The sequence below is a fragment of the Mesorhizobium sp. dw_380 genome (assembly GCF_018588885.1).
GTDB lineage: Bacteria > Pseudomonadota > Alphaproteobacteria > Rhizobiales > Rhizobiaceae > Mesorhizobium.
This window is the reverse complement of record NZ_JAFFIW010000034.1, coordinates 1-24,969: the sequence shown is the minus strand read 5'-3', so window position 1 is coordinate 24,969 and position 24,969 is coordinate 1. Positions and strand designations below refer to the sequence as shown.

Below are 24,969 nucleotides of genomic sequence, written 5' to 3'. Positions count from 1 at the left end.
TATGGATTCACTGTACGATCAAGTCGAGATCATGGCGGGAGAGCGGCTTCGGCTGCGATTCGGTGGTCAGGTAGGTGCGGCCAAGCGTCATTGCCGTCTCGGTCTCGGAATCCATGATGATCATATGAGCGAACAGCGTCATGTTCGGCGCGATCGGCTCAGGGTTGCCCTGGTAGAACATCGGCATGTCCATCCAGGATGGGGTGAAACGGGCGCCGACCGAGTAGCCGCAGGCGTTCAGCCGGTGCTTGGTCAGGCCGTGCGTTTCCATGGTGCGGGCATGCGCGTCGAACACGTCGCCGAAACTACTGCCCGGCGTCATCGCTTTTTCGACGGCTAGAAGGGCGGCGCGAGCCGCGTCGAACAGCTCCTGGTGGCGCTTCGAGACCTTGCCGGTCAGAACCGTGCGCATCATCGGCGCGTGGTAGTGGTGGAAGACACCTGCCCATTCGAGCGTCAACTGGTCGTTCTTGGTGAGCTTGCGGCGGCCGGCCTTGTAACGGCACAGCAGCGCGTCGACGCCGGAGCCGATGATGAACTCGTTGGCCGGATAATCGCCGCCGCCGGCAAAGATCGCGCCTTGCATGGCGGCCAGGATCAGGGCTTCGTCGCCACCCTGCTTGATCAGCGGCAAGGCCGCGTCCAATGCATCGTCGGAGAGGTTGGCGGCCTTCTCAGCCTTGGCGACCTCGGCCGGGCTCTTGAACAGACGCAGCCGGCCGACGATGCCGGAGGCGTCGGCGATCTGGCCGAAGGTCTGCAACTGCTCGTCCAGCCGGCGGCCATTGTAGGCGGTCAGCCCATGGGTGTCGTATTCGACGCCGATGCGGGCGCCAAGCAGGTCGAGATCGTTGAGCAGATTGCGCAAGTCGACCGCCGGATTGGCGCCATCGCGGTCGGTCCACAGCACGATGTCGTCGATGATCGAGGTTTGGCGCGCCTGGCGCAGATCGGCCGAGCGGGTGAGCAACACCATCGAGCCGTCGGCCTTCACCACCAGGCACTGGAAGAAGCAAAAGCCGAACGTATCGTAGCCGGTCAGCCAGTACATGCTTTCCTGCGCGAACAGCAGGATGGCGTCGAGCTTCTTCTCGGCCATCTCGATCATCAGCCGGTCGCGCCGCGCGTCAAATTCCGATCGTTCAAAATGCAGCGCCATTATTCCCTCTCCAAAACGATTGCCGAAACCTGCCGGCCGTAATCGGATTCCCCGCGGTGCGTGGTGCGCCGGTAGGAGTAAAACAGATCTTCCTCGGCATAGGTGCAGCGGCCGAGACCCTCGGCCGTCACGCCAGCCCTTGTCAGCCGGTCGACCGTGTAGCCGTTGAGGTCGAACATGGCGTGGCCGGCATGTGCCGAAGGCCTGAAATAAATGTTGTTTTCCGCATCGGCCTCGACGAAGCGGGCGACGAATTCCGGCCCGACTTCGTAGTTTTCGGGGCCGATCGACGGGCCGAGCACCGCGACGATGTTTTCGCGCCGGGCGCCGAGGCTTTCCATGGCGGCAATGGTGTTTTCGAGCACGCCCGTAAAGGCGCCCTTCCAGCCGGCATGCGCGGCGCCGATGATGCGCGCCCCGGCATCCGCGAACAGCACTGGGCCGCAATCGGCCGTCGAGGCGCCGATGGCGATGCCCGGCTGGTCAGTGACGATAGCGTCGGCCTTGGGGCGTTCGCCGGCAAAGGGTCCGCTCACAACGACGACGTCGGGGGAATGGACCTGCCAGGCGGTCAACAGATGGTTCGCCGGCACGCCCATCCAGGCGGCGACGCGGGCGCGGTTCTGCGCCACCAGCGCCTGGTCGTCATCCGATCCCGTGCCGATGTTGAGGCCCTGGTAGATGCCGGTCGAGACGCCGCCCGTGCGGGTGAAATAGCCGTGGCGGATGCCTTGTGCCTGCGCCTTGTCCAGCAGCGGCGACCGAACGGGATCCGGTTTGGTCTGATTCAGCATGCGGGCGTTGTTGTCCGTGTGGGCGGTTTCGTCAAGAAAAAGCGGTCGGCGGTTCGACCGCTCTTTCACCGGACGGGAGATTGGGAGGGGCAGCGATGAAAAGTCAATCCGCCGTGGCGAAGGGCGTCGTTGCAGAGAGGCGGGCGGCCACACCACGCGGCAGGACGGCGAGCACCTTGAACAGCTCGCCCATGGCTTGCGGCCCGGCGAGGCGTTCGACATCAGCAGCGATCTTGTCGCGGGCCGCCTGGCCGGCATCGGCTCCAAGCCGGCCGGCACGCTCGAGAATGCCCATGCCGAGCAGGAAATTGCCCTGGGTCGAGAGATGGGCGTCCAGACCATGCGCGCGCACGATCGCGGCAAGGGCGGCGAAATCGACATGGGAGGTGAGATCGGCTTCGCCGGGATTGGCCAGCACATCTTCGTGATTGTGCCGGCGCAAGGCCTGCAAAGTATCGCCGACACTGGGCTGGAGATGGCCATAGTCGAGGAACAGGCCGGCGCCGCCATGTCCGGATATGCGTTCAGCGATGGCCGCCATCAATGCCGCGCGAGCGGGAGCAATCTCGACGATCGCGCCTTGTGGCGCTTCGGCGGCATCGACAGGCAGCAGCGTCGGATCGACCGAGCCGGCGCCGGCAAAGAAGCAAAGCTCGCCCTTGTCGTCGAGGCCGATCATGCGCTCGCGCCAGCCTGCGCCGGCGCGGACGAACTGGCGGATCGGCACGGCATCGAACAATTCGTTGCCGACGATCAACAGCGGCTGATGGGGCAAGGTGTCGATGGTTTCGTGCCAGCCGATGACAAAAGGTGTAGCGCCAAGCGTCTGTTTCTGGACCTCGGCCAGGCGCGGACTGGTCTCGATCATGGCGAAGGCCGCGTCGTTGGCCAGTGCCGGTTCCAGCCGCGACAGGGTGCGCAGCATGTCCTTCATCAGCGTGCCGCGGCCGGGGCCGATCTCGGCGATGGTCACCGGCATCGGCCGGCCGATCCCTGCCCAAGCCTCGTAAAGCCAGACGGCGACGAGTTCGCCGAACATCTGGCTGATCTCGGGGGCGGTGACGAAATCACCGGCAGCGCCGAACGGCTCGCGCGTCGTGTAATAGCCGTCGCTGGGATCGAACAGGCACAGCGCCATGTATTCGTTGACTGGAAGGGGGCCAACCGCCTCGATCAGGTCGACGATCCGGGTCTTCAGCCGTGTCATGTCGCCTGCGGCCGTGGTTGCGGCACCGGCTTGGCGGTCGCCATCGCCCAGATGCCGGCCAGCACCATCGGCGTCGACAGGATCATGCCCATGGTCAACCAGTTGGTGCCGAGGAGGTAGCCGAGCTGCTGGTCGGGTTCGCGGAAGAACTCGACAAAGATGCGCGACAGGCCGTAGCCGCAGATGAAGGCGCCGCCGACGAAGCGCGGCGTCTTCAGCCTGAGGCGCGAATGGGTGAGGATGCGCAGCCCGATAAACAGCACCAGGCCCTCGAGCAGGGCTTCGTAGAGCTGGCTCGGATGGCGGGTGAACGGTCCGCCATTGGGGAATTCGATCGCCCAGGGCACATCGGTCGGCCGGCCCCAGAGTTCGGAATTGATGAAGTTGGCGACACGCACAAGGCCGAGGCCGACCGGGACGCCGGCGGCCACGACATCGAACAGCGACCAGGTGCGGATGCCGCGCTTGAGGGAAAACAGCGTCATGGCGAGGGTGACGCCGAGCAGGCCGCCATGAAACGACATGCCGCCTTGCCAGACGGCGAAGATGTCGAGCGGGTGTTGGATATAGCGCGCCAAATCGTAGAACAGCACATAACCGGTGCGGCCGCCCAGCACGACGCCGATCGCCGCCCAGACGATGAAATCGTCGAGATCTTCGGGCTTCATAGGCAGGACGCCGTTCGGCCACAGCCTCGCATTGGCGGCGAGACGCTTGGCATACCACCAGGCGAACAGGATACCGACGATGTAGCCGACGCCGTACCAGTGCACCGCCAGCGGCCCGATCTGGATCAGGATCGGGTTGATCTGGGGAAAAGGCAGCGAGGCCAGCGGCAGCAGGAAATATTCGTTCAACGGGAAGCTCTCGGTTGCGGTCGCGTTCGGCCGCGGACCATGCGGCAGGGTTTTGGCAGGGTCAAGGCAAGGCGGTCGCCGTCAAGTGTCGCGACCGGGATCACCTTCGCGGGCGATCGCGCCGTGCAGGCCCCCGTTCAATCCTGAGGCTTGGCTGCCACCAACCGCCGCAACGTATCGTTGATCCTGTCCTGCCAGCCGGGACCGTCTTCCTGAAAATGATCGAGCACCGCGCGGTCGATCCTGATCGAAACAAGCTCGCGGACATTAGGCGCGGCCGAGGCTTCGCGAATTGGCGGCGCCAGTTTCTTCACCGGCTTGAAAGCAGCTTCGGCGGCTGCCATCGGATTTGTCGGTCGGCGCGGGGGCGTTGCCATTTGGTTGACCCTGTGTTGGAGATGAGCAGTGCTGGGACGCGGGACGCGATGAAACACAATAGGCGACGCGATTTTATATTTCATAAACCCCACACTCTGCGGTTGATAGCTACCTCTCCACAAAGGGGCCGTTTGAGCCAGTTGCACTATTGGCGTCGCCACTTCTTCCATCATCTCTCTTGGCGTGGAAGAATTTACGCTGTGCACGGGCCATTCTATTATTGAGACCTGCCAAAAGGTACGATGCTGGCATTACACTAATTATCCAAATTACTACGTTATTCGGGACAAATAGAGATAATACCGTCCAACCTATACAGCCATTGATGAATATACCTATTACCGTGGCCACCGCATCTTGCCACATACGATCTGTCGGAAGGAATTGCTCCATCCATTGCATTACCAATGGGTTCTTATCCCAAAACTGTTCAATTCGGATGGGGTCCTGGGGCATAGCTCTAGACGGATCCGCGGGCCCCGATTGACCCAAGGCCAGCATGCGTCCCGATGATAGGATAGACCAATCACAATATCGAGCACAGGAGGTGGCGGCCTAAGCCCGCCACCAGTTTCTTCGGCGTAGGACCGCCTACTACGAGGCGATTTGGCGACCTCAAGTACAGCTTGGGGCGGTTGAGAGCTTCTTATAAGCACGGCATCGCCATGCGCCATAGCAACGCAGAGGCCGCACCAGCCTTCAACCTTCTTGCATTCGGCGCCCAGCGCCATTACGTCACTTCGAGCAAGCGAGGATTTGCCATGTCGACCGGACCGAACCGCATTCTCGATGAATTCGCCAAGCTGATGACCGACGCGGCCGGTGCCGCGCAAGGCGTCCGGCGCGAGGTCGAGACCGCCTTCAAGGGCCAGGCGGAGCGGATCCTCAATTCGATGGACGTGGTGCAGCGCGAGGAATTCGAGGCTGCGCGCGAGATGGCCGCCAAGGCCCGCGACGAGAATACCCGCCTTGCCGCCCGTATCGAGGCGCTCGAAGCCAGGCTCGCCGAGCTGGCCGGTGATGCCGCACCAGCGGCGGCGGCGAAGCCCCGCGCAAAAAAATAATCGTTAAACTTTTCCACATAGTCCAAGTCTGAAAAGCGCTTTGCCGTGAATCGCTTAACGGCATTGCATGAATCTTTGTGACAGCGCCTTTCCACATGCGAATGACGCAGTGCGAAAAATTGGGCTGTTCACGCGACTCCCGATCAATAGACTGAATTTGTTGCATGATTCGGAGCAGGGTCATGCGGCCGGGCGGTGGGGTCCGGTCTGGGGTCTTTGCGTCGAGAAGTCCTGGCCGTCCGAGTTCTAGATCAGATTGTTCGTTGTGTGTGCCCTCCCGCGGAGCGTGTGGCGGCGCTCCTCAGAACGACAGGAAGCATTCCATGGAACTTCTCGAACTCGAATTCTCCCGCGAAATCCATCCGGTGGATGTTATCGAGCAGGTGGCCCACAACAATGACTGGTCCTTCGAACGGGCCGGCGACGATGAAATTTCGATCTCTGTTGCCGGCAGCTGGACCGACTATCACGTCTCCTTCTCCTGGATGGAGGATTTCGAGGCGCTACATCTGGCCTGTGCCTTCGACATCAAGGTGCCGGAAACCCGCGCGCTGGAAGTGATGCGGCTGTTGTCGCTGATCAACGAACAGATGCTGTTCGGCCATTTCGATCTCTGGGAGCAGGAGGGCGCGATCATGTTCCGTCAGTCGCTGCTGCTCGCCGGCGGAGTCGAACCGTCGAGCCAGCAGGTCGAGGTGCTTTTGTCCTCGGCTCTGGAAGCCTGCGAATGCTATTTCCAGGCTTTCCAGTTCGTCGTCTGGTCGGGAACCTCGGCCAAGGACGCGCTGGCCGGCGTGCTGTTCGAGACCTTCGGCAACGCCTGAGCGCTGTAGGGCGGGGAGATGAGTTCAAGCAGCGAGCGCAAGCCGCAGATCAGTTTTGCCGACTTCGATCGTGTCGACATCCGCGCCGGCACGATCGTCGAGGCCGAGCCGTTTCCCGAGGCACGCAAGCCGGCCTTCAAACTGAAGATCGATTTCGGACCCGATATCGGCATCAAGAAGTCGTCGGCGCAGATCACCAAATATTATACACCGGAAACGCTGATCGGCCGGCAGGTGTTCGCGGTGGTCAATTTCCCGCCGCGCCAGATCGGGCCGTTCATGTCGGAAGTGCTGACGCTCGGCTTCCCCGACGAGGAAGGCGCCGTGGTGCTCGGCGCCATCGAGCGCAAGGTGCCGGACGGCGGGCGGCTGTTTTAGAGAGGACACCTCCGCCGCGTTCCTTCACGCCCCCTTCTGCCCTGCCGGGCATCTCCCCCTCAAGGGGGGAGATTGGCAGCTTCGTCTCCACCGCTCTCTTTTCAGCGTTGAAAATTGGCGAAAGCAGTCACGACATCTAATCTCCCCCCTTGAGGGGGAGATGTCCGGCAGGACAGAGGGGGGCGCTGTCCCGCTGCGTTGGAGATTAGCTGGCCCTCGTCAGGCCGCCAGCTTGCGCGTCCTGCCCAATGCCTCGTCGACCGCATCGAGGAACATTTCGGCGCAAGCCTTCCAGCTGTAGCGCATGGCGCGTTCGCGGGCCTCGGTGCGATCGACGTCAAGGGCTGCGAGCGCTGCCTCGCGCAAATCGTTTGAGACCGCGCCGCCAACGCCGTCGCCGACAATGTCGATCGGCCCGGTCACCGGATAGGCGGCGACCGGCGTGCCGCTGGCCAGCGCCTCGATGATGACGTTGCCGAACGTGTCGGTGCGGCTGGGGAAGACGAAGACGTCGGCCGAGGCATAGATCTCGGCCAGTTCGTCATTGGGACGATGGCCCAGGAAATGCGCCTGCTTGTAGCGCGCCTTCAGCTTGGTGAGCTCAGGCCCTTCGCCGACGATCACCTTGCTGCCGGGCAGGTCGAGATCGAGGAAGGCGCAGAGGTTCTTTTCGATGGCGACGCGGCCGACGCAGAGGAAGATCGGGCCGGGAAAGCCGAGGTCCTTCCTTTTGTCGGGGCGGAAATGGTCGGTGTCGACGCCGCGCGTCCACGGCCTCAGCTTGTTGAAGCCGCGCGCCGAAAGGTCGTCGGCGAGCGACTGGGTGGCGACCAGCGTGCCCTGGCCGGAATTGTGGAAATCGCGCAGCCAGCGATAGGCCCAGCTTTCCGGCACCGGCAGGCGGGCGCTCAAATACTCGGGAAAGCGCGTGTGGTAGCTGGTGGTGAACGGCCGGCCGGCATTGCGGCAATAGCGCCGCGCCATGATGCCCAGCGGTCCCTCGGTGACGATGTGGATGTGGTCGGCCTTATAGCCGTCGATCAGGCGCGCGACATGGCGGGGCGTGGTCAGCGCCAGCCGGATGTCGGGGTAGGTCGGCAAGGGCAGCGTGCGAAAGATGTTGGGCGTCAGGAAATCGACCGCGACGTCGAAGGATTTCAGCGTTTCGGTGAGCCGCTCCAGCGTGTGGACGACGCCGTTGACCTGCGGGCGCCAGGCGTCGGTGACCATCAATATGCGCATGGCGGCCCTTTGCTGGAAAGGTCGACGGTTGCCTTGAGACGATGCCGGAACGGCGACCAACCTGCAGCCCTCGCTTCGCTCCAACGCACCCGGGCGGGTACGGAGTCGAAGTGAGGCGCCTGGGCCGAATCAAGAGTGGTCGCGCGCTTCATGCGCGCTCTTCACCATGATTTCATGACGGGCGGATGAAGCAGGTCTTTTGGGAGCATGATCTCTGGACAAACGGTTTCCGTTTGTCCGAGAAAACCGGTTCCACTTTTCGGGATCATGCTCCGATTACGCCGGAACCTGGATGATGGCGCGCAGGCCGCCGAGCGGGCTATCGTCGAGGGTGATGTCGCCGCCATGACTGCGGGCGATGTCGCGGGCAATCGACAGGCCGAGCCCGGTGCCGCTGGCATCGAGGTTGCGGGCTTCGTCGAGCCGCATGAAAGGCTTGAACACATCCTCGCGCCTGTCGCTTGGAATGCCGGGACCATTGTCGTCGATGGTGACCACAAGCGAGCCACGGCCGTGATTGGCGTCGACCTCTACCGTCTTGGCATAGCGGAAGGCATTGCCGATGACGTTGGACAGGAGCCGCGCGAAGGCGTTCGGCCGCACATGCACGGTCGGATCGCCGGAAAGCGTCGTCGACAGCTTGCATTTCCGCAAGGTTGCTTCCTCGCCGAGCTTCTGGAAATAGGCTTCCAGATCGAAACGTCCGGGATCCTCCGAGGCCTCGCCACGGGCGAAGGAGAGATAGCCTTCCAGCATCGACTGCATGTCGTCGATGTCCTGGTTGAGGGCTGCCTTGGTCTCGGCCTTGCCACCGGCCAACGCCAGCTGCAGCTTGAAGCGGGTGAGGATGGTCCTGAGATCATGGCTGACGCCGGTCAGCATGGCGGTGCGCTGTTCGATCTGGCGCTCGATGCGCTCGCGCATCTGGATGAAGGCAAAGCCGGCGCGGCGAACCTCTTCGGCGCCGCGCGGACGGAAATCGCGCGGCATCGGCCGGCCCTTGCCGAAGCTTTCCGCAGCCTCCGCAAGCGTCAGGATCGGCCGGATCTGGTTGCGCAGGAACGGGATGGCGATCATCAGCAGCACCAGCGAGGTGCCGACCATCCAGATCAGGAAGATGTGGGTGTTCGAGGCATAGGCCTGGCTGCGGCGCACGAAAACGCGCAGCACCTTGTTCTCGAGCTGGACGCGCACCTCGACGATATTGGAATTGCCGACCGTGTCGATCCAGAACGGCCGGTTGATCTGGCGGGTGATTTCGGCCGAGAGAACGTCGTCGAGGATCGAGAAGAACGGTTTTGGACCGGGCGGCGGCAAGGGGTCCGGCGGCAGCAGATCGACCTTCAGCTGCATGCGGTCCTGCGCGATGCGGATGATGTTGGCGTAGTCGGCGTCGTGCGGATAGGTCTCGATCATGTCGATGATCGCAGCGATGTCGCGCACGGTGGCCTGCGACAGGCGCTGCGTCACGGTTGCCCAATGGCGCTCCATGAACACGAAGGCGACCACCGATTGCAGAAGGATCATCGGCGCGATGACGATGATCAGCGAGCGCGCATAAAGGCGCTTGGGCATGTAAAGCGAGACGAGACGCCAGAACCGGTTCCAGATGCGCGGCACCGCCTTGAGCGTTCGCGTGGCGCGTGCGCTCAAGCCGTCATCCCCCGGCTGTTCCAGTTCCGTGGTCGCCATTGGCTCTTTTCATCCGTCGGCGGCACTGGATCAGAACGACGTTTTGTTCAATCGTCATCCTGATCTAACTCTTTGTTGGAGCACGATCTTTTCCGAAAACCGGTTCCCACTTTTCGGGATCATGCTCTAGGGCCGCGGCCGGTACTCTATTCCACGCTGAGCCGATACCCAATACCGCGCACGGTCTGCAGCCAGACCGGGTTGGAGGGATCGCGCTCGATCTTGCGGCGCAGCCGGTTGATCTGCACGTCGATGGTGCGCTCGCCGACTTCCGAATCGTCGCCGACCAGCTCGTGGCGCGGGATGGTTTCGCCGGCGCGCGCGGCAAAGATCGCCAGGATCTCCTGCTCACGGTCGGTCAGCTTCAGCGCCTCGCCGCCGCGCTTCAGTTCGCGCCTGGCGATCTGGAAGGTGTAGGGGCCGAAGACCAGCTGTTCGACCTTGGGCGTGGTCGCCGGGCCGCCGCGGCGCAGGATGTTGTTGATGCGCAGGATCAGCTCGCGCGGATCGAAGGGTTTTGGCAGATAGTCGTCCGCGCCGGCTTCCAGTCCGGAGATGCGGCTGTCGGTTTCCGACAGCGCCGTCAGCATCAGGATCGGCACGTTCTTTTCGGCCCGCAGCGCCTTGGTGAGGTCGACGCCGCTTTCGCCCGGCATCATCACGTCCAGCACAAGCAGGTCAAAATCGAGACCGGCGAGCTTGCGCCTGGCCTCGCCGGCATTGCCGGCAACGGTGACGCGAAAGCCGTTTTCGGTCAGATACTGCTTGAGAAGATTGCGAATGCGGGTGTCGTCGTCGACCACAAGCAGATGCGGCGCGTCGTCGTCCGGTGCGGCCGCCTGATCGACCCTCTCAGTGCTCTCCATGGCTTTTTCCTGACATTTTTGCGGACCCAACGTCGATCTGAGCTCTCAGTTCCGGATTGACCATCGCTTCGAGGAAGCGTTCCACCAAGGTCCGTTCGGTGGCTCCGGAATCTTCCAATGCAGCACGGATGCGGCGTGACTGTGGCCGTGCCAGCGCCAGGGCCAGCGCACGGCCCTTGGCCGTGGGGTAGAGCTCACGTTGGCGGCGGTCGCGCGGACCTTGCAACTGCACGACATGGTCGGTGTCGATCAGCTGCTTGAGCACGCGCGCCAGGCTTTGCTTGGTGATCTTCAGCACGTCGAGCAGTTCGGCGACCGTCAGGCCCGGCCGGCGGTTGACGAAATGCAGCACCCGGTGGTGGGCGCGGCCGAAGCCGTAATCGGCCAGGATCTGGTCGGGATCGGAGGTGAAGTCGCGATAGGCGAAGAAGAACAGTTCGATGATGGCGAAATCGATGCCGTCCTCGTCCGTAATCGCGGTTCTTATCGGTTTCCTGGCTGCGTGGCTTCGATCCGTCATCATTTCTCCATGGAAACGGGAGATTATGTCAGTACTATTGACGTAATTTCCCTGCAATGGTAATTTTTGACAAGCTTTTGGGCGGATTGCGAACGAAAAGGCAAGGCAGACCGGTTTTTCCGGAATTTCCTGAGTTTGCCAGAGTGCTATTATCCTCCTACCTTTCGAGATACCGGCCGGCGTCTCCAATCGCGTGGCGCGGCCAAAAAGAACACGCAACGACACCAAGGATATGCGGGCCGCGGTCCGCGGGAGGTTACCATGGCATCCGTTCCCTTCGATCAACTGGACGGCTTCATCTGGATGAATGGCGAGTTTATTCCGTGGGGCGACGCCAAGATCCATGTGCTGACCCACGGTCTGCACTACGCCAGCGCGGTCTTTGAGGGCGAGCGCGCCTATGGCGGCGAGATCTTCAAGCTCAACGAGCACACCGAGCGCCTGCATGAATCGGCGCGCCTGCTCGGCTTCAAGATTCCCTATTCGGTGGCCGAGCTCAACGACGCCTCGACCACGCTGTTGAAGAAGCAAGGCTTCAAGGACGCCTATGTCAGGCCGATCGCCTGGCGCGGCAGCGAGCAGATGGGCGTTTCGGCACAGAACAACCGCATCAACTGCGCCATCGCCATCTGGCAGTGGCCGAGCTATTTCGATCCGGCGCAGAAGCTGAAGGGTATTCGCCTCGATGTGGCGGAATGGCGCCGGCCCGACCCGCGCACGGCGCCGTCCAAGTCGAAGGCCGCCGGCCTCTATATGATCTGCACCATGTCCAAGCATGCCGCTGAAGCAAAAGGCTATGCCGACGCCATGATGCTCGACTGGCGCGGCCAGGTTGCAGAAGCAACGGGCGCCAACATCTTCTTCGTCAGGGACGGCAAGATCCATACGCCCAAGCCCGATTGCTTCCTCGACGGCATCACCCGCCGCACGGTCATTGGCCTGGCCAAGGATCGTGGCCTGGAGGTGATCGAACGCGCCATCATGCCGGAAGAACTCGAGGGTTTCGAGCAATGTTTCCTGACCGGGACAGCGGCGGAAGTAACGCCGGTTTCGGAGATCGGCCCTTACCGATTCGAGGTTGGTGAAATCGCCAAGAATCTCATGAATGACTATTCTGTGGCCGTTCAGCCCAAGCACGCGATAGCCGCAGAATAACGATAGTCACAGCTTTTCACGCAAGCAGGGGCGGTTTTCGGGCCGCCTCTTTATTTCAGCGTTTCTGCATTTGACTTTCATCCAATTCGGCGTCTCATGATGGTGTCCGGCCCGGGAGGCTGGCGCTATGGAGGGACTAATCATATGGACATGAACACGCTTCTTCCGATCATCATTCAGATCATTACTGGCATCATCGGCGGCCAGGCGGTCGGCGCGGCGATCAAGACGGCGGCGATGGGGCAGCTTCCCAAAATCCGGGGCGGCGCCATCGGCGGCGTCGGCGGCGCGGCGATCCTGGGCAGCCTGCTTGGCCACGGCGTCGATCCGGCGGCGGCCGCGGCGGCGACGGGCGGTCTGGGCAGCGCGCTCAATCTGCAGAACATCATCGGCGGCGCCGGCGGCGGCGCGATCCTGACCGGCATTCTCGGCGCGGTCATGGGCGCCATGAAGAAGTAAGCCATTTCTGTCTAATTCTGCTTTTCAAATGGGCGGCTTCGGCCGCCCATTTCTTTGAGACGCACTGTTTGCCCTTTCAGCGGTGGACGGCTTTCGCCGATGTCTCTACATCACCGCCGAGATACCGAAAGGACGATCATGGGTCAGCTCAACGCCGGCATCGTGCCGGTCACACAGTTCCAGCAGAATTGCACCATCCTGTTCGACATGGACGACAAGCACGGAGTCGTCGTCGATCCGGGCGGCGATATCGACAAGGTGCTGGCGGTGCTGAAGGACAATGCGATCACGGCCGGGGCGATCTGGATCACGCATGGCCATATCGACCATGCCGGCGGCGCGATGGAGTTGAAGGAAGCACTCGGCGTCGAGATCATCGGGCCGCACGAAGCCGACAAGCCCTTGCTCGACAATCTGGAGAACCAGGGCAGGCGTTATGGCATTGGCGGTTCGCGCAACTGCGTGCCCGACCGGTTCCTGACCGAAGGCGAGACGGTGTCGTTCGGTTCGCATGTGTTCGAGGTGCTGCATTGTCCCGGCCATGCGCCTGGCCACGTCGTCTACTACAACCGCGCGGCCAAGTTCGCCCATGTCGGCGACGTGCTGTTTCGCGGATCGGTCGGCCGGACCGACCTGCCGGGCGGCGACCACGCGACGCTGATTGCCTCGATCAAGGACAAGCTGTTGCCGCTCGGCGACGATATCGGTTTCATCTGCGGCCACGGTCCTGGCGGCCGTTTCGGCGAGGAGCGCAGGACCAATCCGTTTCTGGTCTAGGGTGTGCCGATATTCAGGTCAGGCCGGTCTGCAAATGGCAGCTTCCTGCGCTTCCGGCCTTCGCCGGCCGAAGCATTTATGAATGGTCGTGGCAATCAAGGGCTACGGCCGGCGTAGGCCGGTGCTCACGTACCCAAAAGTACGCTCCGCTCCGGTTCTCTGATGCTGCCATTTTCGACTCGGCCTGACCTGAATCTCGACACACCCTGGTGGCCAACTGGATCGGAGAATGCCACAACAAAAAAGCGCTGGCCTTGCGGTCAGCGCCTTTTTGTTTGGGGGTAGGGAAGCCTCAGTTTGCCGTGCAGAAATGCTGTTCGCCGTCATTGCCGGTGAACGTTCCGGTGCGGCTGTTGAAGCTGCGATAGCGGTCCGAGCAATACTCGTACCAGTCACGCGTCCACGGCTCGGCATAGGCCTGGCGGTAGACGACGCGCGGCTCCGCGTAGTAGCGGCGGATCGGGGCCGGGCGAATAATGCGCACTTCGCGATCGTAGTCATAGCTGTCATCGTAATAGTCAGGCGGAGGCGGCTGCTGGTTGGCCAACGCGCCGCCGATCAGTGCGCCTGCGGCGAGGCCGAGCACGCCGGCGGCGATCGCGTCGCCATGACCATGATGGCGGTGATGACGCCACTCATCGGCGTTGGCCGCGGGCAGGGCCACAAGCATGGTAGCGGCCACGGCGGTGGACAGCACGGCTGTCTTGAAAATTCGGTTCATCTTGGTCTCCTTCGTACCGGGCCGTGCAGTCTTGCAGGGGATGCGGTCCGGCTTTACCCAAGACTAATATGCGACCGTGGCTGAACGGAGGCTGAACGGATTTCGACTGCCGATTCAAGAGGGTCGCCAAAAACCACGCTCGAAACGAGCCGGCTGCCTGTCGGAGCCGACAGTGTGAAGCCGGCTCAGCCGATCGACAGGTTAACGGCCTTGGGCCCCTTGCCGCGCTTGTCCGGCTCGGTGTCGAACGTTACCTTCTGCCCATCTTCGAGACCGGGAAGACCCGACGCCTGCACGGCCGAAATATGGACGAAGACATCCTTCGCGCCATCGTCCGGCGTGATGAAGCCGAAGCCTTTGGCATGGTTGAAGAATTTGACGGTGCCGGTCTGCGGCATGGGAAGCTCCTTTGATCCCATAAATTCCAGTCTCGGGCCGGCAAATGCCCGAGAGGAAATTTGTCCTTTATTTTAGCGTCATCGGCAAGAGAAAGTTTTTGCAGGCACTTAAAGCGCGACGCGCTTAAGTCTTTGTTATGATGCATGTCGTCGACCCGAAGCCGGATCAACTTCCGGGCGACATGCTTTTATGCTGTGTGGCGGACATGAAAAAGGCGCGACGAAAATCGCCGCGCCTTTCAAAAATCTGTCTGCGTGCCCCAGAGGCGGGCAAGCTCAGGGTGTCGTTCGCTCGCTATCGAGGACGCGCGGTGCGAAGGGTTCAGGCAGCGCGGAGATTGACCGCCTTCGGGCCCTTGCCCATGCGGTCCGGCTCGACGTCGAAGGTGACCTTCTGGCCGTCGACGAGCGTGCGCAGGCCCGATGCCTCGATCGCGGAAATGTGGACGAACACGTCCTTGGCGCCGCCGTCGGGCGTGATGAAACCGAAGCCTTTGGTCGCGTTGAAGAATTTAACGGTGCCGGTCTGGGCCATTGGGGAAACTCCTTCACCCGTTCAGTCTTTGGTGGTCCTGCCCGGCGTCGAGGGCAGTTCCCGGTGGTTGCTTTCGGCAGTCATGCATTGGCGCATGGTCAAACCCCCCGCCGAAAAACGGGGCCGTCAGAGATTCACAGTATCGGGGAAAGGTCGTCCAAAACGTTCCGCTCTCCGGGTCGCAAATGCCCGAACACGGAATTTATCGCACGGAAACGTGAAGGTTGCAAGATAGCACCGCGGGCCGCCCCGATGGGCGCATCCCGACGCACGAATCGACCGATCTGAGCGTCGACCGGCCGCAAATAGGCTTCGTTGCCGGGCCGGTCATCGGCCCACGGGCAGGGTCACGCATGGGCCAGGGTTGCCAGCGGCGCCAACCGATGCCCGTCACGGGCCCACCACCCGTTTCCCGTGTGGAGAGCCGCAAACTGCGGTTGCATTTGACAAGGGAATGGCGAGGATCGCGATCGGGTATGGGATCGAGGGAGATCAGCATGCAGTTTCTGGCGGCATTCTTTTCGAAGGCAAGATTTGGCTTTTCGCGGCCAGGGTTTCGCTTATCGCGGCAAGGGTTTGCCGTCCTGTTCCTGTCGTCGCTGCTGGCCGCCTGCACCGTCGTCGTCGATGACGGGCCGGGACCACGTCCGCGCCCGCCGCGGCCCGAACCGGAATTCTGCACCAGGCAATACGAACCGGTCTGCGCCCGGCGCGGCGGCGACCGCCAGACCTTCGCCAATGCCTGCCTTGCCGACCGCGCCGGCTACCGCATCGTGCGCGACGGTCCCTGTCGCGACGGCGGTGGCGGCGGTGGTGGCGTCGATGGCGAAGAGCAGACGTTCTGTACCCGCGAATACGCGCCCGTCTGCGCCCGCCGACACGGCGAGATGCGCACCTTCCCCAACGCCTGCGAAGCCCGCGCCGCGGACTATCGCATCGTTGGCGGCGGGCAGTGCTGAGTTTTTCCTGGTTCAATAAGGGGAGAAGGGAAGCGCCGCCTATTTTCTGCTAATGGGACCTGGTTATCTAGACCTTGAGAGCCATTTCTGGTCCCCATGCATGTCGTTCTCCCAAAACCGAGATCACTTTTGGGCGACATGCATGGGTTAGACCGGATAGGCTCCATCGGCAGGCCCAGCATAAAGCTCGCTGCCGTTTTCATCCGAAATGCGCAGGCGATCGGGAATTTGCGGCATGGCCAGGCTGTGGAACAAAGCGGTCGCGCCCTGCAGCGCGGCGCGCAGGGTCGGAGCTTCCAGCGGCACTCTGTCGAGCGTCGCTTCCTCGGTGTCGCGTGAACGGTAGAACTCGATGACGAAATTCAAGCAAGCCTCCGTGGCCGAGCATCGCATCGGCCTGTTGCGCCCGTCGGCCTCACACGGGAGATGACGGAGAGGCGCATGAGGCGCCCCCCAAGGGATGTCAGCTCTTGGACTTCGGCTTCAGGCCGCTCTCCGCCTGCTTGACGGCGGAGCCGAACGGGGAGGCGGGTTTGGTCGCCACCTTGTCCTTCTTGGGCTTGCGTGTTTCGCGGTTGCTGCGCTGTTGACCCTTGGCCATCTTGTCTGCTCCTCGTGCGGGTTGTCTTGGCGTTGCCGACGGCTCAGATCGCCGGATTGTTGACAACAATCGGATTGTCGGCCGGTTCGAGATTGTCTTCCGTGGTGACCCGCTCATGGGTCTCCTGCTCGCTGCGGATACGGTATTGCGGCGAGCCGTCCTTGACCGGCAGCTTGCTCTTGATCTCGAACAGTTCCGCGGTCTTGTTGAGGACGCCGGTGCGGCTCTTCATGCGCACGGTCTGGCCGACGGCGAAGAGGTGCGATGGCGTATCGGTGCGCGGACGTGCATTCTGCTGGAAACGGATCATGCTGCATTCTCCCGGTCGCGCTTCAGCGCGGTTTCGAGTTCGAGGTGATCGATGGCGACAAGCTGGCTGGTGGTCGGGTTCTTCACCGCCCTTGCCGGCAGGTGAATGAAGGTGGCGACGCGGCGCCAGGCAATGCGTGACATGCCCTCGATCAGCTCTTCGTCGTGATCGATGTCGTAGTCGCCGGCCGGCAGCTGTCCCTCCAACCCGCCGAGCCCGAAGGGTGCGGTGAAATGGGCGATGGAATGGGTGGTGCGGTCCGGCATTGTCTTGGCCTTGATCTTTTTATGCCTTGGCGTGCATGCGAGACGGCGATCCTGAAGCAAAAAGGCGGGGACGAGCCCCGCTTTCCTATTTCCGGCAATCGCTGGAAATAAGCCGCTTTCGAGAGCTGCCAGTACATCCGTGGTCAGCGTTCATCGAATTCGGCCAGATCAGATCAGTTGCAGGTTGGCGGCCGACTCGCGGCCCTTGCCGTCACGCTCCAACTCGAACTGCAGCTTCTGGCCTTCGGCAAGGCCCGGGAAGCCGGCGCGCTCCAGCGCGCTGACATGGACGAAAACGTCCTTGCCGCCATCGGTCGGCTGAATGAAGCCGAAGCCCTTCTGGCCATTATAGAATTTCACGGTTCCGGTGTTCATTGGTGTCTTTCGGGGATTGAGAAATCGCAGGGCGAGTGCGCCGTGCATCCGGTATCGACGATTTGGAATGAGATTGGCGGGTCGAGAACCTCTGACGCCGAGATGCCAATTCTGGCCCAAACGATCAGTGCTATATAGCTCGATTGAGCTCGATCTTCAAGAAGATTTACAAAATCCGCCCGCTTTGATGGAAAAACAGATCGCTATAAACGTTTGAACAATTCTGCTATGGTCCGATATATTTCTAAAAAAGTCTTGAGAACGCGCAGGGGATTTGCCCTGGTGCCTCTATTTTTATTTGCTCCGGAACAAGGATGAAATCATGGTCTCAGTCAGAACCTCGAAGACCGTAGCGGTCAATCCGATCATCAGGCCAACCGCCATACACGCCATTGCCGTCGACCCAGCTGGCCAGCCGATGATCGTCAAGTCGGCACGGCTGACCATCCGAAGCGATGAGGCGGCAAGGCGAATGATCTCCGACACCGATGGCACCGTGAGGCGGGCCAGGCAGGTTGCCGAGAACAACCGCCTGATCTGATCGTTTTCACGGCGACAGAAAGGCGCAGAACCACGCAAAGCCTTGAACCTGCCGCGCCAATGGCCTAGATCGCGGCAGGCGGACAAATACGGCAGGTTTCCCATTAACAGAGATCAAAGACGAGCGGCGGGTGCGGGAGCCAGGTCTGGCGCGGGAGGACAGCCGCCGCTGGGCCTCGACCAGTATGTGCAGCAGGCGCTGCAATTGCACCAGGCCGGACGTCGGCAAGAGGCCGAGTCGATCTACCGGCAGGTGCTGGCGCGTCAGCCCAAACACGCGGCCGCCGCGCATTTCCTGGGGTTGCTGCTGCACCAGACCGGGCGCAGTGAAGAAGGGCTGGATCTCATCGAACGGTCGGTGAGCCTGCAGCCGACGAATCCCGATTTCCTGAACAATTTCGGCACGGTGATGCGCGATCTCGGCCGCGTCGCGGCGGCCATCGACTTCTTCCGCGGCGCGGTGGACCTGCGGCCGGACCAGCTCGCGGCGCGCGATAATCTCGGCTCGTCGCTGAAACAGCTCGGCCAATTCGAGGAAGCTGAAGAGATCTATCGCGGCACGGTCGCACGCAACCCGTTTCATGTGCGCGCCCGCATCGGGCTTGCCGAAACCCTGCAGGAAGCCGGGCGGCTGGACGAGGCACTGGCTGTCTTCCGCGAAGCGCTGGCGATACGCCCCAGGGATGCCGACCTGCTGCACGGGCTCGGCGTTGGGCTGATGGAAAAGGGCAAGCTCGACGAGGCGGCCGATCTGTTCCGGCAGGCGTTGACGATCAACCCCGGCATGGCCACAGCCTGGCTGATGCTGACGCAGGTCAAGCGCCAGAAGGAGCGGGATGCCGAATTGGCCGGCATGGAAGCCCAGCACGCCAAGGCGCCGCAGGACAGCGTGGCGCGCATGCAGCTATCCTTCGGCCTCGGCAAGGCGAATGACGATTTGAAGGATTATGACAGGGCCTTCGACTATTTCGCCGAAGGCAATGCCATTCGCCGCAAGGGGATCAACTATGACCCCGTCAGGACGCGCGCGGAATTCGAGGCGATGAAGACGGTGTTCGATGCCGGCTTCTTCGAAAGGCACAAGCCGAGCCCGATCACCGATGACGCGCCGATCTTTGTCGTCGGCATGCCGCGTTCGGGCACGACGCTGGTCGAGCAGATCATTGCCAGCCATCCGCGAGTCTATGGCGCGGGCGAGCTCAGCATCTTGAAGCAGGCGGTCGGCAAGCAGTTCTCGGCGACGATGCCGGGCGGCTTTCCCTGGGGGGTATCTGACGCAGGCGACGCGGATTTTGCCGAGGCAGGCCAGGCCTATCTCGACATGCTGCATGCCCGCTATCCCCATATCAGCCACGTCACCGACAAGATGCCCGGCAACTTCCTGCTTGTCGGCTTCATCCACATGATGATGCCGAAGGCCAGGATCATCCACTGCGCCCGCGATGCGGCGGCAACCTGCCTTTCGATCTACAAGGTGCATTTCCGCGGCGACAGCCATCGCTATGGCTATGATCTCGGCGAACTCGCCGACTTCCACAATCTCTACACCGATATCATGGCGCATTGGGACAGGGTGTTGCCCGGCGTCGTGCATGACGTGCGCTATGAGGATTTCGTCGCCGACCAGGAAGGGCAGAGCCGGGCACTCATCGACTATCTCGGGCTGCCATGGGACGATGCCGTGCTGTCGTTCCACGAGACCGACCGGCCGGTGCGCACGGCATCCGCCGCGCAAGTGCGCCAGCCGATGTACCAAGGCTCGGTCGACCTGTGGAAGCGCTATGGCGAGCGGCTGAAGCCGCTGCTTGATAAGCTCGGCGGGTAGCCGCGTCGCTTCGCTCCTTGCTCCGCCATAGGACGAAGCGATGGGCGCTTAGGCCAATCTCCAAGGCCTACGATCAGTCAGATAGCGTTCCACCAGCTGCTCAAAGCTCTATGAACGTCTCGAAGCCGCCGAAGATCATGCGTTTGCCGTCGAACGGCATGGTCGCCCAGTCCGGCTGCAGGCGCGGATCGGCCATCACCTTGGCCATCACAGCATCGCGGCTCTGCCTCGATTCATACGTCACCCAGGCAAAGATGACGACCTCGTCGTCCTTGGCCTGCACGGCACGCGGGAACGAGGTGATCTCGCCATAGGGCACGTCCTCGCCGACGCATTCGACATAGGCGAGCGCACCATACTCCTTCCAGATTGCGCCAGCGGTGCTGGCGAACTTCTTGTAGTCGTCGAGTTTTGCCTTTGGCACGGCGAGCACGAAACCATCGACATAGGACATGGTGAACTCCTCTGCTGAAAAACGAGCGCCGGGTCGGCGGGGATACGACCCGGCGGTGAGCGCGTCAGTCCTGCCATTGGCGGGCGACGCCAGCTCGCTAGGAAACCTACTTCACCGGCGCGTTCATCGCCCAGGCGACGCCAAACGGATCCTTCACCTGGCCCCAGCGGTCGCCCCAGAACATCACCTGTAACGGCGTGACCACTTCGCAGCCGGCGTCGATGGCGCGCTGCCACCAGCTGTCGATGGCATCGCTGCCGAGATGAAGCTGCAGCGTGTAGCCCTGAGCATCCTTGTGCGGATGGCCGTGTTCGGGATAGGCGTCGCCCAGCATCAGCGTCGAGCCGTTGATGTGGAGATGGACATGCATGGTGCGGCCTTTTTCATCTGCCGGATAGGCAAAGACCTGCTCCGCGCCGAAGGCCTTCTTGTAGAATTCGGCCGCCTTGAAGGCGCCGTCCACCTGCAGATAGGGGGTCAATCCGCCGAGCACTTCTGCCCTGGGCTGAACGGGGGTCTGGTCAGTCATGTGTTACTCCTCTTTGGCGTATGGCTTTGGCGTATGGCGTGGGCCTTGCGAGCCATAGGACGCGTGAGGTGACGGCAATCCTACATGGCTGCGAAAATTTGTTCGAAGGCCGCGCCCGGACAGGCCGGGCAACCGGCGGATTCGAACGAAAGGCACCTGGGCTGGTTCGCCGCGGTCATATAACCTTGGCCGAGAAGGTGGCCGCGCGACGGCTGTTTCGTGCGTCCAAGATTTCCGGAAAGCCGATGTCCTTGCGCAGTTCGGGCGGCAGCGAAAGCAGGATGCGATCACTGCGGTGGCGGGCGCGCGCCGCCGCGTACCGGGTTGCGATGCGACCAATTGATGACAGGACCGACATGATAGTTCTCCCTGGGTTGGCGCCGGCATCATCGTGTCGGCATCCCAAGGACGAGGCAGGATCGGACGATCCGACAGGTCGTCGAAATTATTTTGTGGCGGGGTTTGATTCAGGCACCGCCGAGCGGCGCCTATGCGACCTTAAGCGTCGGAATAGCTGAGACATCAACCTCACGCTCGGCGTGCCAGGCATCGAAAGCCGCCTGCATCCGAAGCCAGATCGCGGCGCCGTCGCCGAACAGCTTCCCAAGGCGAGCGGCCACAGCCGGCGAAACCGGCTTCTTTTCGCGGATGATGTCATAGAGCTGCTGCCGGGAGATCCCGAGCAGGTTTGCAATTTCCACCTTGGTCTTTCCAGTTGCCGGGATAATGTCCTCAAGCAGCGCTCCCGGGTGGGACGGACAACGCTCAATCGGACGCGTCGGCTCGTGCACGGTCATAAGTCGAACTTCTCCAATCTCGCCGCCTCAGTGGTATTGCTCGAAATCGACGCGGGCGGCGTCCTTACCGTCGAATTCGAATGTTATGCACCACGGGCCATTGATATGAACCGTGTAGCGGATGGGATCGAAGCCTTTCAGCGGGTGGAAGTCGAAGCCGGGGAGGTTCATCTCCTCCGGCTTCTCCGAAGCTTCCAGGCGGTCAAGCCGGACAAGAATGCGCTTGTGCATCTTGGCATCGATCTTTCCGGTTTTCCCGGTTTGAAAGAGGTCCGACAGTGCCTCGTTCTTGAAGGACTTGATCATCGACATATGTAAACAGATTGCTTACGCTCATCAAGAGCCTGTAAGCAAATAATTTACGGGCCGATTGATCCTTCATAGTCCGGCGGGACATCGATCCTTCGCCTCAACCCGCCATCTCAGCCACGGAGCGGAAGAAATCCTCCGGGTCCTCCACCTCGGTCAGCCGACGCTTCTCGATCAGCCAGAAGCGATTGCCGATGGCGCGGATGAAGGAGCGGTCGTGCGAGGCGAGCACGCAGCTTGCCTGATGCTTGAGCAATTCCTCCTCCAGCGCTTCCTGGCCGTCGATGTCGAGATGGTTGGTCGGTTCGTCGAGCAGGTAGAAGTTGGGATTGGCGAGCCTCAGCGCCAGCATCATCAGCCGCGCCTTCTGGCCGCCGGACAGGACGCCGATCCTGCGCGCCTGCATCTCGATGCTGACACCGGCGCCGGCAAGCAGTGAGCGCGCGCGTTGCTCGCCGACATCATAGCGGTGCGAAACCATCGCCAGCGGTGTGTCGTCGCCGCTGATGCCGGACAGCGCCTGGTCGCTATAACCGAGCACCGTCGACGGCGTCACCTTCACATTCGGCACCGTTTCCGGCTCGAGAATGGCGTTGCGGATCAGGGTGACAAAACGCGACTTGCCGACGCCGTTGCGGCCGAGCAGGACGATGCGGTCGCCCTGGCAGATGTGGCGCTTGCCGGTCCGAAACAGCAGCGCCCCATCCGGCGTTTCGACCGCCGCGTCGTCGAGCGTGATCAGCACCTTGGCATGGGTGCCGCGATTGGCGAGCCGGATGGCACCGGCCGACTCTTCGCGATGCGCAGGGGCCGCCGACTCTTCAAGTCTTTCCGCCCGCTGGTTGAGCTGCTTGGTCTTGACCGTCAAAAGGTCGCTGCCCGAATTGATGCCGATGTTGTTGAGCTTGGCGGCCTGCCGGCGCAATTGCTGCGCCACCTTCATGTCGCGCTGGAACTTGCGCTCGGTCGAAGCATCGACCTCGTCGAGCGCCTGTCGGGCACGTGAATAGGGCAGCGCAAACACCGGCGACTGTTCCGGGCGCAGGAACAGCGTCCGGTTGGTGGTGGCGTCGAGGAAGGCGCGGTCGTGGCTGGCGATGACGACCGGCACCTCGCGCGGCAGCGCGTTCAGCCAGGTTTCCAGCTGGCTGATGCGGGCAAGGTCGAGATGGTTGGTCGGCTCGTCGAGCAGCAGCACATCGGGATCGGTGACCCAGACGCGGGCGATCAGCGCCAGTCGCTGCCAGCCGCCGCTCAGCGCCGGCATTTCTCGCTCGCGCATCGCCTCCGACACGTCGAGCGAGTCGAGCACCACATCGACGCGCCACATCTCGCTTTCGGCCTGTTCCGCCGGCAGGGCATCGGCCACCACCTGATAAAAGGTGCGGGCAAGCAGGGCAGGGGCAACGGACTGCTCGACATGGCCGACGCGCAGGCCGCGCGTGCGGGTAATGTCGCCCGAGGTCGGCTCCATCTCGCCGGTCAGGCATTTGAGCAAGGTCGACTTGCCGCGGCCATTGGCGGCGACGATGCCGAGCCGGTCGCCGGTGCCGATGGTGAGGTCGAGATTGGAAAACAGCGGCGCACTCACGGTGACGCCGAGGGATTTGAGGCTGATCAGGGCCATTTTGGATTTCTCTGGTCTTGCCGGAGACAACTCCGGGTGCACTTTGACGGTGCGCGTGCCGGCCATCAGGCTCGGCTTAGCGGCACCACGAAGGGCAGACCAAAAAATCGAAGCGGGAAAAACCCGGACCGTCCCTGGTTAGCCCTGCAAGCAAGCTCGCAGGGCGGAAATCGGGCCACGCTGACGATGGTGACGATAGAACGTAAACACGTGAGCCCTCCTTTCAAGACGTTCGAGTGTGCGGAGCGATTACACCAAAGGCGGGGCCGATGGCAAGACGGCCGCTTCCGTCCGGCGCGGAAACGGGTCCAGCACCAGTATGCAGCCGCCGATGATTGCCACCGCGCCGAAGCCCTGGACGATGGTCAGCTGCTCGCCGAGCAGGAGCGTTCCGGCCAGCACCGCGATCGTGGTCACGGCGAATTCGACGCTGATCGTCCTGGTGGCGCCGATGCTGGCAACCAGCCGGAAATAGACGAGGTAGGTCAGCGCGCTCATCGCGCAGGCGAGGAGTACGAGGTAGAGGAAGTCGACGGGACGCGGCATGGCTGGCACCGGCACGACCAACAGTAGCGGCAGCGTCATCAGGCCGCCGAACAGGAAGGCGGCGCTGGTGAGTTCGAACGAGCCGGCCGCGCGCAGATGGCGGTTGGCGTAGTTGCTGCCGAAGGCGGCGGAGAAGGAGCTGAACAGCGAGGCGGCGCAGCCGAACGCAAAGGGTGCCGTGACCGGGACGGCGGGAAAGCCGACCAGAACGGTGATGCCGGCGGCGCCGAGCAGCAGGCCGGCCAGTCCGCGAAGAGTGATGCGTTCAAGCCCCCACAACTGGCCGAGGATCATCGAGAACAGCGGGATCGCGGCAACGAGGATCGCCGCCATCGCGGTGCCGATGCGCGGGGTGGCGTAGGACAGGCCGATCAGTTGCGCCGCGACCGTCGTCGCGCCGACCACGGCGAAGTGCCGCCAGCCGGCGCTGAAATCGAGCCGCCGCCGCGTCGCCGTGGCGAGCAGGAAGAGCGTGATGCCGGCGATCAGCGCGCGCAAGGTAACCGCACCGACCCAGCCGAAGGCATGCACCACCTTGAGCAGCACCAGGAAGGACAAGCCCCAGGTGATGGCCAGGAAGATGTAGGCGGCGATATCCCTGGGTTTCATGATGGGTGGGTGGCGAGAGGTTGCGTGTGGTCGGAGGTCGGAAACGGAGTTGCGGTCGTGCGTACGGTTTCCTCCAGCCGGCGGCAAGCAAAGGCTCATGGTCCAGCAGACGGGGCGTGGCGCGAGATTGGCAGTGAAACGATCCAGGTCGGCGCTGCCCCTCATCGCCCTGCCGGGCACTTCTCCCCGTCACTAT

The 24,969-nt window shown here is 62.4% G+C and carries 33 protein-coding genes; 9 read left to right on the top strand and 24 right to left on the bottom strand.

What is annotated here, in order from left to right; translation table 11 throughout:
• Window positions 1–7: 7 nt before the first annotated feature.
• From JT360_RS25410 to JT360_RS25390, 5 genes are all read right to left on the bottom strand, one after another.
• Window positions 8–1,159 carry a M24 family metallopeptidase gene (locus tag JT360_RS25410; protein ID WP_214475042.1) on the bottom strand — a complete coding sequence of 384 codons (1,152 nt, stop codon included), beginning with the start codon at window positions 1,157–1,159 and terminating at the stop codon, window positions 8–10.
• Window positions 1,159–1,953, bottom strand: a complete 795-nt coding sequence (gene pgeF, locus JT360_RS25405) for a peptidoglycan editing factor PgeF (protein WP_214475040.1) — start codon at window positions 1,951–1,953, stop codon at window positions 1,159–1,161. Before pgeF ends, JT360_RS25410 begins: the two co-directional genes overlap by 1 nt.
• A 103-nt stretch (window positions 1,954–2,056) precedes the next feature.
• Window positions 2,057–3,160, bottom strand: a complete 1,104-nt coding sequence (locus tag JT360_RS25400) for a class I SAM-dependent methyltransferase (protein ID WP_214475038.1) — start codon at window positions 3,158–3,160, stop codon at window positions 2,057–2,059.
• Entirely contained in the window at window positions 3,157–4,017 is an 861-nt protein-coding gene (gene lgt / locus JT360_RS25395) for a prolipoprotein diacylglyceryl transferase (RefSeq protein ID WP_214475036.1), read from the bottom strand. Before lgt ends, JT360_RS25400 begins: the two co-directional genes overlap by 4 nt.
• 137 nt (window positions 4,018–4,154) lie before the next feature.
• Entirely contained in the window at window positions 4,155–4,394 is a 240-nt protein-coding gene (locus JT360_RS25390) for a BrnA antitoxin family protein (protein WP_214475123.1), read from the bottom strand.
• Between the two features lie 762 nt (window positions 4,395–5,156).
• On the opposite strand from JT360_RS25390, the gene JT360_RS25385 reads away from it, so the two are divergent.
• From JT360_RS25385 to JT360_RS25375, 3 genes are all read left to right on the top strand, one after another.
• The gene (locus tag JT360_RS25385; protein ID WP_140745441.1) at window positions 5,157–5,459 is read left to right on the top strand and encodes an accessory factor UbiK family protein; all 303 of its coding nucleotides are present in this window, start codon (window positions 5,157–5,159) and stop codon (window positions 5,457–5,459) included.
• Between the two features lie 323 nt (window positions 5,460–5,782).
• On the top strand, window positions 5,783–6,283 hold the full coding sequence (locus tag JT360_RS25380) for a type III secretion system chaperone family protein (RefSeq protein ID WP_135898323.1): 501 nt from the start codon (window positions 5,783–5,785) through the stop codon (window positions 6,281–6,283).
• Between the two features lie 18 nt (window positions 6,284–6,301).
• Window positions 6,302–6,661: a tRNA-binding protein gene (locus JT360_RS25375; RefSeq protein WP_214475034.1), complete on the top strand. Its 360-nt coding sequence runs from the start codon at window positions 6,302–6,304 to the stop codon at window positions 6,659–6,661.
• 219 nt (window positions 6,662–6,880) lie between these two features.
• On the opposite strand, the gene JT360_RS25370 is transcribed toward JT360_RS25375, so the two are convergent.
• The 4 genes from JT360_RS25370 to JT360_RS25355 form a co-directional block, all read right to left on the bottom strand.
• Complete coding sequence (locus JT360_RS25370) at window positions 6,881–7,903, bottom strand: glycosyltransferase family 4 protein (RefSeq protein WP_214475032.1); 1,023 nt, start codon at window positions 7,901–7,903, stop codon at window positions 6,881–6,883.
• A 276-nt stretch (window positions 7,904–8,179) separates the two neighbouring features.
• Window positions 8,180–9,595, bottom strand: coding sequence for an ATP-binding protein (locus JT360_RS25365; RefSeq protein WP_214475030.1), 1,416 nt, complete (start codon window positions 9,593–9,595; stop codon window positions 8,180–8,182).
• A 146-nt stretch (window positions 9,596–9,741) separates the two neighbouring features.
• Complete coding sequence (locus JT360_RS25360; RefSeq protein WP_214475028.1) at window positions 9,742–10,461, bottom strand: response regulator; 720 nt, start codon at window positions 10,459–10,461, stop codon at window positions 9,742–9,744.
• Window positions 10,448–10,981: a MarR family winged helix-turn-helix transcriptional regulator gene (locus JT360_RS25355; RefSeq protein WP_214475026.1), complete on the bottom strand. Its 534-nt coding sequence runs from the start codon at window positions 10,979–10,981 to the stop codon at window positions 10,448–10,450. Before JT360_RS25355 ends, JT360_RS25360 begins: the two co-directional genes overlap by 14 nt.
• 261 nt (window positions 10,982–11,242) lie before the next feature.
• Between JT360_RS25355 and JT360_RS25350 the strand changes: the two genes are divergently transcribed.
• From JT360_RS25350 to JT360_RS25340, 3 genes are all read left to right on the top strand, one after another.
• Window positions 11,243–12,136, top strand: coding sequence for a branched-chain amino acid aminotransferase (locus JT360_RS25350; protein ID WP_214475024.1), 894 nt, complete (start codon window positions 11,243–11,245; stop codon window positions 12,134–12,136).
• A gap of 144 nt (window positions 12,137–12,280) precedes the next feature.
• The gene (locus JT360_RS25345; protein ID WP_214475022.1) at window positions 12,281–12,595 is read left to right on the top strand and encodes a hypothetical protein; all 315 of its coding nucleotides are present in this window, start codon (window positions 12,281–12,283) and stop codon (window positions 12,593–12,595) included.
• A 138-nt stretch (window positions 12,596–12,733) separates the two neighbouring features.
• The gene (locus JT360_RS25340) at window positions 12,734–13,372 is read left to right on the top strand and encodes an MBL fold metallo-hydrolase (RefSeq protein WP_214475020.1); all 639 of its coding nucleotides are present in this window, start codon (window positions 12,734–12,736) and stop codon (window positions 13,370–13,372) included.
• A gap of 292 nt (window positions 13,373–13,664) precedes the next feature.
• Here the strand turns inward: JT360_RS25340 and JT360_RS25335 are convergent, their stop codons facing one another.
• The 3 genes from JT360_RS25335 to JT360_RS25325 form a co-directional block, all read right to left on the bottom strand.
• Window positions 13,665–14,093, bottom strand: a complete 429-nt coding sequence (locus JT360_RS25335; protein ID WP_214475018.1) for a BA14K family protein — start codon at window positions 14,091–14,093, stop codon at window positions 13,665–13,667.
• A 185-nt stretch (window positions 14,094–14,278) separates the two neighbouring features.
• Window positions 14,279–14,491, bottom strand: a complete 213-nt coding sequence (locus JT360_RS25330) for a cold-shock protein (protein ID WP_006202521.1) — start codon at window positions 14,489–14,491, stop codon at window positions 14,279–14,281.
• Between the two features lie 322 nt (window positions 14,492–14,813).
• On the bottom strand, window positions 14,814–15,026 hold the full coding sequence (locus tag JT360_RS25325; RefSeq protein WP_006202520.1) for a cold-shock protein: 213 nt from the start codon (window positions 15,024–15,026) through the stop codon (window positions 14,814–14,816).
• Between the two features lie 497 nt (window positions 15,027–15,523).
• Here JT360_RS25325 and JT360_RS25320 point away from each other — a divergent pair, with 497 nt between their 5' ends.
• Entirely contained in the window at window positions 15,524–15,985 is a 462-nt protein-coding gene (locus tag JT360_RS25320) for a Kazal-type serine protease inhibitor family protein (protein WP_250889071.1), read from the top strand.
• 147 nt (window positions 15,986–16,132) lie between these two features.
• Here the strand turns inward: JT360_RS25320 and JT360_RS25315 are convergent, their stop codons facing one another.
• The 5 genes from JT360_RS25315 to JT360_RS25295 form a co-directional block, all read right to left on the bottom strand.
• The gene (locus JT360_RS25315) at window positions 16,133–16,351 is read right to left on the bottom strand and encodes a hypothetical protein (RefSeq protein ID WP_214475016.1); all 219 of its coding nucleotides are present in this window, start codon (window positions 16,349–16,351) and stop codon (window positions 16,133–16,135) included.
• A gap of 97 nt (window positions 16,352–16,448) precedes the next feature.
• On the bottom strand, window positions 16,449–16,586 hold the full coding sequence (locus JT360_RS25310) for a hypothetical protein (RefSeq protein ID WP_214475014.1): 138 nt from the start codon (window positions 16,584–16,586) through the stop codon (window positions 16,449–16,451).
• 43 nt (window positions 16,587–16,629) lie between these two features.
• Window positions 16,630–16,896: a hypothetical protein gene (locus JT360_RS25305; RefSeq protein WP_214475012.1), complete on the bottom strand. Its 267-nt coding sequence runs from the start codon at window positions 16,894–16,896 to the stop codon at window positions 16,630–16,632.
• The gene (locus tag JT360_RS25300) at window positions 16,893–17,162 is read right to left on the bottom strand and encodes a hypothetical protein (protein WP_214475010.1); all 270 of its coding nucleotides are present in this window, start codon (window positions 17,160–17,162) and stop codon (window positions 16,893–16,895) included. Before JT360_RS25300 ends, JT360_RS25305 begins: the two co-directional genes overlap by 4 nt.
• A gap of 168 nt (window positions 17,163–17,330) precedes the next feature.
• Window positions 17,331–17,537 (bottom strand): cold-shock protein, encoded by a 207-nt coding sequence (locus JT360_RS25295; protein ID WP_214475001.1) that lies wholly within the window; start codon window positions 17,535–17,537, stop codon window positions 17,331–17,333.
• 322 nt (window positions 17,538–17,859) lie between these two features.
• Between JT360_RS25295 and JT360_RS25290 the strand changes: the two genes are divergently transcribed.
• Both JT360_RS25290 and JT360_RS25285 read left to right on the top strand, forming a co-directional pair.
• On the top strand, window positions 17,860–18,078 hold the full coding sequence (locus tag JT360_RS25290; protein WP_214474999.1) for a hypothetical protein: 219 nt from the start codon (window positions 17,860–17,862) through the stop codon (window positions 18,076–18,078).
• Window positions 18,079–18,264: 186 nt separating this feature from the next.
• The gene (locus JT360_RS25285; RefSeq protein WP_214474997.1) at window positions 18,265–19,902 is read left to right on the top strand and encodes a tetratricopeptide repeat-containing sulfotransferase family protein; all 1,638 of its coding nucleotides are present in this window, start codon (window positions 18,265–18,267) and stop codon (window positions 19,900–19,902) included.
• Window positions 19,903–20,002: 100 nt separating this feature from the next.
• Here the strand turns inward: JT360_RS25285 and JT360_RS25280 are convergent, their stop codons facing one another.
• The 7 genes from JT360_RS25280 to JT360_RS25250 form a co-directional block, all read right to left on the bottom strand.
• On the bottom strand, window positions 20,003–20,356 hold the full coding sequence (locus JT360_RS25280) for a DUF1428 domain-containing protein (RefSeq protein ID WP_214474994.1): 354 nt from the start codon (window positions 20,354–20,356) through the stop codon (window positions 20,003–20,005).
• A gap of 106 nt (window positions 20,357–20,462) precedes the next feature.
• A complete protein-coding gene (locus JT360_RS25275) occupies window positions 20,463–20,885 on the bottom strand; it encodes a VOC family protein (protein WP_214474992.1) in 423 nt (140 codons plus the stop codon).
• Window positions 20,886–21,060: 175 nt separating this feature from the next.
• A complete protein-coding gene (locus tag JT360_RS25270; protein WP_214474991.1) occupies window positions 21,061–21,243 on the bottom strand; it encodes a hypothetical protein in 183 nt (60 codons plus the stop codon).
• A 130-nt stretch (window positions 21,244–21,373) separates the two neighbouring features.
• Complete coding sequence (locus tag JT360_RS25265) at window positions 21,374–21,682, bottom strand: HigA family addiction module antitoxin (RefSeq protein ID WP_057143482.1); 309 nt, start codon at window positions 21,680–21,682, stop codon at window positions 21,374–21,376.
• Between the two features lie 27 nt (window positions 21,683–21,709).
• Entirely contained in the window at window positions 21,710–21,988 is a 279-nt protein-coding gene (locus tag JT360_RS25260) for a type II toxin-antitoxin system RelE/ParE family toxin (protein WP_214475119.1), read from the bottom strand.
• Between the two features lie 103 nt (window positions 21,989–22,091).
• A complete protein-coding gene (locus JT360_RS25255; protein WP_214474990.1) occupies window positions 22,092–23,618 on the bottom strand; it encodes an ABC-F family ATP-binding cassette domain-containing protein in 1,527 nt (508 codons plus the stop codon).
• Window positions 23,619–23,867: 249 nt separating this feature from the next.
• Complete coding sequence (locus JT360_RS25250; protein WP_214474989.1) at window positions 23,868–24,773, bottom strand: DMT family transporter; 906 nt, start codon at window positions 24,771–24,773, stop codon at window positions 23,868–23,870.
• Window positions 24,774–24,969 lie beyond the last annotated feature (196 nt).

Excerpts from the sequence above, each read along its gene's own strand:
- JT360_RS25335 (WP_214475018.1), bottom strand. The coding sequence starts at position 14,093 with ATGAACCGAATTTTCAAGACAGCCGTGCTGTCCACCGCCGTGGCCGCT.
- JT360_RS25375 (WP_214475034.1), top strand. The coding sequence starts at position 6,302 with ATGAGTTCAAGCAGCGAGCGCAAGCCGCAGATCAGTTTTGCCGACTTC.
- JT360_RS25270 (WP_214474991.1), bottom strand. The coding sequence starts at position 21,243 with ATGTCGGTCCTGTCATCAATTGGTCGCATCGCAACCCGGTACGCGGCG.
- JT360_RS25290 (WP_214474999.1), top strand. The coding sequence starts at position 17,860 with ATGGTCTCAGTCAGAACCTCGAAGACCGTAGCGGTCAATCCGATCATC.
- JT360_RS25370 (WP_214475032.1), bottom strand. The coding sequence starts at position 7,903 with ATGCGCATATTGATGGTCACCGACGCCTGGCGCCCGCAGGTCAACGGC.
- JT360_RS25350 (WP_214475024.1), top strand. The coding sequence starts at position 11,243 with ATGGCATCCGTTCCCTTCGATCAACTGGACGGCTTCATCTGGATGAAT.
- JT360_RS25360 (WP_214475028.1), bottom strand. The coding sequence starts at position 10,461 with ATGGAGAGCACTGAGAGGGTCGATCAGGCGGCCGCACCGGACGACGAC.
- JT360_RS25330 (WP_006202521.1), bottom strand. The coding sequence starts at position 14,491 with ATGCCGCAGACCGGCACCGTCAAATTCTTCAACCATGCCAAAGGCTTC.
- JT360_RS25265 (WP_057143482.1), bottom strand. The coding sequence starts at position 21,682 with ATGACCGTGCACGAGCCGACGCGTCCGATTGAGCGTTGTCCGTCCCAC.
- JT360_RS25385 (WP_140745441.1), top strand. The coding sequence starts at position 5,157 with ATGTCGACCGGACCGAACCGCATTCTCGATGAATTCGCCAAGCTGATG.
- JT360_RS25410 (WP_214475042.1), bottom strand. The coding sequence starts at position 1,159 with ATGGCGCTGCATTTTGAACGATCGGAATTTGACGCGCGGCGCGACCGG.
- JT360_RS25310 (WP_214475014.1), bottom strand. The coding sequence starts at position 16,586 with ATGGCCAAGGGTCAACAGCGCAGCAACCGCGAAACACGCAAGCCCAAG.
- JT360_RS25275 (WP_214474992.1), bottom strand. The coding sequence starts at position 20,885 with ATGACTGACCAGACCCCCGTTCAGCCCAGGGCAGAAGTGCTCGGCGGA.
- JT360_RS25260 (WP_214475119.1), bottom strand. The coding sequence starts at position 21,988 with ATGATCAAGTCCTTCAAGAACGAGGCACTGTCGGACCTCTTTCAAACC.
- JT360_RS25280 (WP_214474994.1), bottom strand. The coding sequence starts at position 20,356 with ATGTCCTATGTCGATGGTTTCGTGCTCGCCGTGCCAAAGGCAAAACTC.
- JT360_RS25345 (WP_214475022.1), top strand. The coding sequence starts at position 12,281 with ATGGACATGAACACGCTTCTTCCGATCATCATTCAGATCATTACTGGC.
- pgeF (WP_214475040.1), bottom strand. The coding sequence starts at position 1,953 with ATGCTGAATCAGACCAAACCGGATCCCGTTCGGTCGCCGCTGCTGGAC.
- JT360_RS25255 (WP_214474990.1), bottom strand. The coding sequence starts at position 23,618 with ATGGCCCTGATCAGCCTCAAATCCCTCGGCGTCACCGTGAGTGCGCCG.
- JT360_RS25390 (WP_214475123.1), bottom strand. The coding sequence starts at position 4,394 with ATGGCAACGCCCCCGCGCCGACCGACAAATCCGATGGCAGCCGCCGAA.
- JT360_RS25295 (WP_214475001.1), bottom strand. The coding sequence starts at position 17,537 with ATGAACACCGGAACCGTGAAATTCTATAATGGCCAGAAGGGCTTCGGC.
- JT360_RS25325 (WP_006202520.1), bottom strand. The coding sequence starts at position 15,026 with ATGGCCCAGACCGGCACCGTTAAATTCTTCAACGCGACCAAAGGCTTC.
- JT360_RS25250 (WP_214474989.1), bottom strand. The coding sequence starts at position 24,773 with ATGAAACCCAGGGATATCGCCGCCTACATCTTCCTGGCCATCACCTGG.
- JT360_RS25320 (WP_250889071.1), top strand. The coding sequence starts at position 15,524 with ATGCAGTTTCTGGCGGCATTCTTTTCGAAGGCAAGATTTGGCTTTTCG.
- JT360_RS25300 (WP_214475010.1), bottom strand. The coding sequence starts at position 17,162 with ATGCCGGACCGCACCACCCATTCCATCGCCCATTTCACCGCACCCTTC.
- JT360_RS25380 (WP_135898323.1), top strand. The coding sequence starts at position 5,783 with ATGGAACTTCTCGAACTCGAATTCTCCCGCGAAATCCATCCGGTGGAT.
- JT360_RS25340 (WP_214475020.1), top strand. The coding sequence starts at position 12,734 with ATGGGTCAGCTCAACGCCGGCATCGTGCCGGTCACACAGTTCCAGCAG.
- JT360_RS25365 (WP_214475030.1), bottom strand. The coding sequence starts at position 9,595 with ATGGCGACCACGGAACTGGAACAGCCGGGGGATGACGGCTTGAGCGCA.
- JT360_RS25400 (WP_214475038.1), bottom strand. The coding sequence starts at position 3,160 with ATGACACGGCTGAAGACCCGGATCGTCGACCTGATCGAGGCGGTTGGC.
- JT360_RS25305 (WP_214475012.1), bottom strand. The coding sequence starts at position 16,896 with ATGATCCGTTTCCAGCAGAATGCACGTCCGCGCACCGATACGCCATCG.
- JT360_RS25355 (WP_214475026.1), bottom strand. The coding sequence starts at position 10,981 with ATGACGGATCGAAGCCACGCAGCCAGGAAACCGATAAGAACCGCGATT.